Source organism: Arsenophonus sp. ENCA (genome assembly GCF_002287155.1).
In the GTDB taxonomy this organism is placed as follows: Bacteria; Pseudomonadota; Gammaproteobacteria; order Enterobacterales; family Enterobacteriaceae; genus Arsenophonus; species Arsenophonus nilaparvatae.
Genome location: NZ_NHNG01000693.1, coordinates 1 through 3702, shown reverse-complemented (window position 1 = coordinate 3702; position 3702 = coordinate 1). Strand labels below are relative to the sequence as shown.

The window sequence follows — 3702 nt, the reverse complement described above, 5'->3', positions numbered from 1 at the left end:
AGGTAACCATCTGGGCAGATACCGGTTTTCAAGGTATAGATAAACAGCATCCTAATACACAAATCCCAAAAAAAGGAACTCGAAAAAGACCTTTATCGCCTGAACAAAAACAAGAAAATAAAATAATCTCGGGCATCCGTATTACAGTTGAACACGCCATCGCGGGTATCAAGCGCCTCGGTTGCATGACCCAAATTTTACGGAATCGTAGACCCTTTATTGATGATACCTTCTTACTCCTTAGCGCAGGTCTTTGGAATTTCCATCTCAGAACAGCGTAAAATTTACTTCAATCACCGAAACACCCTTATTTCACTATTAAGCAACACGCTTAGTGTCATTTGCAGAATTTGATTTTGGGCTTCCTGCTGCATTTGTGCCGTACGTTTTGTGATTTCAAAATCCTGATCTACAAATCGCTGCTTTAATGCTTTTAACTGCAATTCACGCTCTAACCCGGTATTGATTTGCAACTGTGCACGAATTTCATTCGCATGAACTAACACGCTCTTCTGCGATGCATTCAGCGTTTGTCCCTTTAATCGAGTGAATTCTTGCTCGAAGACCACCAATTTCCGTTCTGAATCGAGGAGCTTTTCTTTTTCCATTAATTGCGCTTGTAAAGTCGCCGTTTGTTGTTGCAGTTGCTCAATTCGCTGACGTCCCGTATCCAGGGTTACCCCTGAACTTTTCTGCGGAGAGGCGTACAGTTTGTCGAGTCCTTTTAGTGCCTGGGTGTACTCATTTAATGTTAAACTGCCATCTTTATAGCGCTGGTTGATTTCCTGCTGAATTCTCGCTCTTTCTTTCAGTGGATCTTTGCCTCCATTTATGGCTGCATTAATTTGTGCAGCGGTTTCGATGGTATGGATGGCGAGATGTCTTTCGGTTTTCGTTAGTGCTTCCCGCTCTTCGCGTTGCTTGGCATAAATCGCTTCTTGCTTATCCTTTTCTTTTTGCAACACCTGATTATAGAGTGTCAGACTTTGTGTTGATGCCGCCATCAACACGTTAAAACTGCCGGTCAGATTATCGAGTGATTTTTTATGCGCCTGCGTTAATCGATCGCTTTCTTTAATATTTTCCTGATACTGTTTTTCGTAGGCGGTTCTTGCAAGTTCCTTTGCCTCTTCAATCTGCCCGCGTCTTTCTAATGCAGCAATTTGCTCGTAAATCGATTGCGTTAATAGCACACCATCTGCTGCGTAATTTCGCAAGGCCTTTAACGGTTGGTCACCAATAGCCGACAGCTTGCTGACCAACAAATCGACACTACCACCAGACTCCTCAAGTTTAGCGCCAAACTCCGCCACATCTTCGAGTAGCTTGCCCGTAAACCCCGCACTGGCGGCAGAAGTCAGCGCTTTATAGGCTTTGGCTGTCCCGCCTAGTCGGTCTGCTAACAGATTCAACTCAACCGTTGTTGTCGATAAAAATAATCCGCCTTTTTGAATGGCGGCATAGAAAGAGTTCTGCCTTTCTTCGGCTTCCTTAAACTGCGAATACAAATAAAATACTGATCCTGCCGTTGCCATCAAGCCAACATTGAGCGGCCCACCCATCAGATTAACAAGGTTACTGAAAGCGCCAGTTATTCCTCCGGTTACGCGTTGTAACGCACTCAACTCGGCATTTGCAGCGGCAAGTTGCTGCTTGGCTAAAGCTAATTGTCGCGTGCCCGCGGTTTCCGCTGCCTGCGCTGTCGTTAATTGCGCTGAAGCCGCAGCCGCTTTTTGACTTGTGCTGATTTCAGCCAGATTTGCTTCCGCTATTGCTCTGGCATTGGCCGCATTTTGCGCCGCATATGCCTTTTCAATTTCAGCGGTATTCAGTCCATTTTGGGCGTTGATAGCGCGCATCTTTTCAAGATCACGAGTTTCGCACAGGCATATAAAATTCTAAAAATGGCTTAAAAGCAATGATTAATCTGCAAGTTACTAAAAAACATAAATTTTCTTAAATTACAATAAGTTGTATTTGATTTATAAGGTTTTGACTATTTATATATCATGCTGAATTAAACTTAAAAATAGAGCGTTTTTTTATTGGTGCGAAACTCGTGAAGTACTTTGATGCGGGTGAATGTTACAGCAAACCGAATCCCTGGCTTCCTGAAATACTCGACTATCTCTGCGCGGATATGGATTGTATTTTGCACGAAATTGATAAGTACAGTTGAACGACAACTTATCTAACTATCTATTTTTCTTAAAATAAATTAAAGGGTTGTCGTTATGACTAACGTTACTTATGCTGATTTTGAAGCTCAGAAAGAAGAAAATAAAATTAATGTGTTTGAATTAGAAGAAGGCTACACCAGAATTTCAAATAATATCCTTGAGGCAATATTAACAGCAGGTTTAACACAGCATCAACTTTTAATTGTGATGGCTGTTCTTAGAAAAACTTATGGGTACAACAAAAAAATAGATTGGGTGAGTAATTGGCAGTTATCGGAATTGACTGGGCTATTGCCACATAAATGCTCAGCCGCTAAAAGTGCATTGCTTAAAAGAAAAATTCTGATTGCATCTGGTCGATTTGTAGGAATTAATCAATGTGTACAAGAGTGGCAAGATAAAACTTGCTTAAATGATGATTCTTTATCCGAATCAGGTAACAAAACAAGCCCTGATACAAATCAGACAGAATTAACCCAATTTGGTCATGGTAACTTACCCGAATCAGGTAAACCCATAGAGTCTTACCCAAATCAGGTAAATTTACCTCAATCAGGTAAAGAAAGTTTACCCGAATCAGGTAAACACAAAAGACAAACTACAAAAGAAAATAAAATAATAAATAACTATATATCCCCTATAGTCCCCTTAACGAAAAAATTTGAACTGGATTTGTCGAGGTTTGAACAGCTACCCAGCGAATCCGTTTGGGTTGATTATCTTCAACACCGAAAAAACAAAAAAGCGCCACTGACACAAACCGCCCTGAATCGACTGGCAACCGCAGTCAACGAAGCCAACGCGCTAGGATATTCCACCGATAACATACTGGCTGAATGCATGTTGCGAAACTGGCAAGGTTTTAACGCTGCCTGGTTGGAAAATAAAAAATCTTCAACCCGTCGTCGTGATGAGCTTGAGGCCGCCTGGAACGATACCAGTTGGGCTAATGGACTGGAGGGTGTTTTATGCAATGCGTTTCAACACTAACCGCTCAAATTCGTCGTCAGCCATCGTTTGCTCAACCAACTGGAAACACGATTAATCCACAGTTCATCAAACTGTTTAACCGATTTTTTGAGAGTCTGAAAGTGATTTTTCCAGCCAGTATTTCAGTAAGCGTGTTGCTTAATAGTGAAATAAGGGTGTTTCGGTGATTGAAGTAAATTTTACGCTGTTCTGAGATGGAAATTCCAAAGACCTGCGCTAAGGAGTAAGAAGGTATCATCAATAAAGGGTCTACGATTCCGTAAAATTTGGGTCATGCAACCGAGGCGCTTGATACCCGCGATGGCGTGTTCAACTGTAATACGGATGCCCGAGATTATTTTATTTTCTTGTTTTTGTTCAGGCGATAAAGGTCTTTTTCGAGTTCCTTTTTTTGGGATTTGTGTATTAGGATGCTGTTTATCTATACCTTGAAAACCGGTATCTGCCCAGATGGTTACCTCAGGAGGAATATGGCGAATTATATCGACTTTATCGAGTAAGCGTTTATCGTGACGGCGCCCATTTTTGCTCA

5 protein-coding genes are annotated in these 3702 nt (G+C 41.6%); 3 read left to right on the top strand and 2 right to left on the bottom strand.

Going from position 1 to position 3702, the window contains the following annotated elements:
• Positions 1–281: transposase family protein (locus CBG25_RS18270; RefSeq protein ID WP_290603775.1), on the top strand; the 281-nt coding region annotated here is incomplete at its 5' end.
• Between the two features lie 12 nt (positions 282–293).
• Here the strand turns inward: CBG25_RS18270 and CBG25_RS18265 are convergent.
• Complete coding sequence (locus CBG25_RS18265) at positions 294–1859, bottom strand: hypothetical protein (RefSeq protein ID WP_290608442.1); 1566 nt, start codon at positions 1857–1859, stop codon at positions 294–296.
• Positions 1860–2234: 375 nt separating this feature from the next.
• Here CBG25_RS18265 and CBG25_RS18260 point away from each other — a divergent pair, with 375 nt between their 5' ends.
• Positions 2235–3170, top strand: a complete 936-nt coding sequence (locus CBG25_RS18260; RefSeq protein ID WP_290608440.1) for a replication protein — start codon at positions 2235–2237, stop codon at positions 3168–3170.
• Positions 3149–3337 (top strand): hypothetical protein, encoded by a 189-nt coding sequence (locus CBG25_RS18255; protein ID WP_290608438.1) that lies wholly within the window; start codon positions 3149–3151, stop codon positions 3335–3337. Before CBG25_RS18260 ends, CBG25_RS18255 begins: the two co-directional genes overlap by 22 nt.
• Before the next feature lie 12 nt (positions 3338–3349).
• Here the strand turns inward: CBG25_RS18255 and CBG25_RS18250 are convergent.
• A partial coding sequence (locus CBG25_RS18250; protein ID WP_290603898.1) for a transposase family protein occupies positions 3350–3702 on the bottom strand: 353 nt, incomplete at its 5' end.

Excerpts from the sequence above, each read along its gene's own strand:
- CBG25_RS18255 (WP_290608438.1), top strand. The coding sequence starts at position 3,149 with ATGCAATGCGTTTCAACACTAACCGCTCAAATTCGTCGTCAGCCATCG.
- CBG25_RS18265 (WP_290608442.1), bottom strand. The coding sequence starts at position 1,859 with ATGCGCGCTATCAACGCCCAAAATGGACTGAATACCGCTGAAATTGAA.
- CBG25_RS18260 (WP_290608440.1), top strand. The coding sequence starts at position 2,235 with ATGACTAACGTTACTTATGCTGATTTTGAAGCTCAGAAAGAAGAAAAT.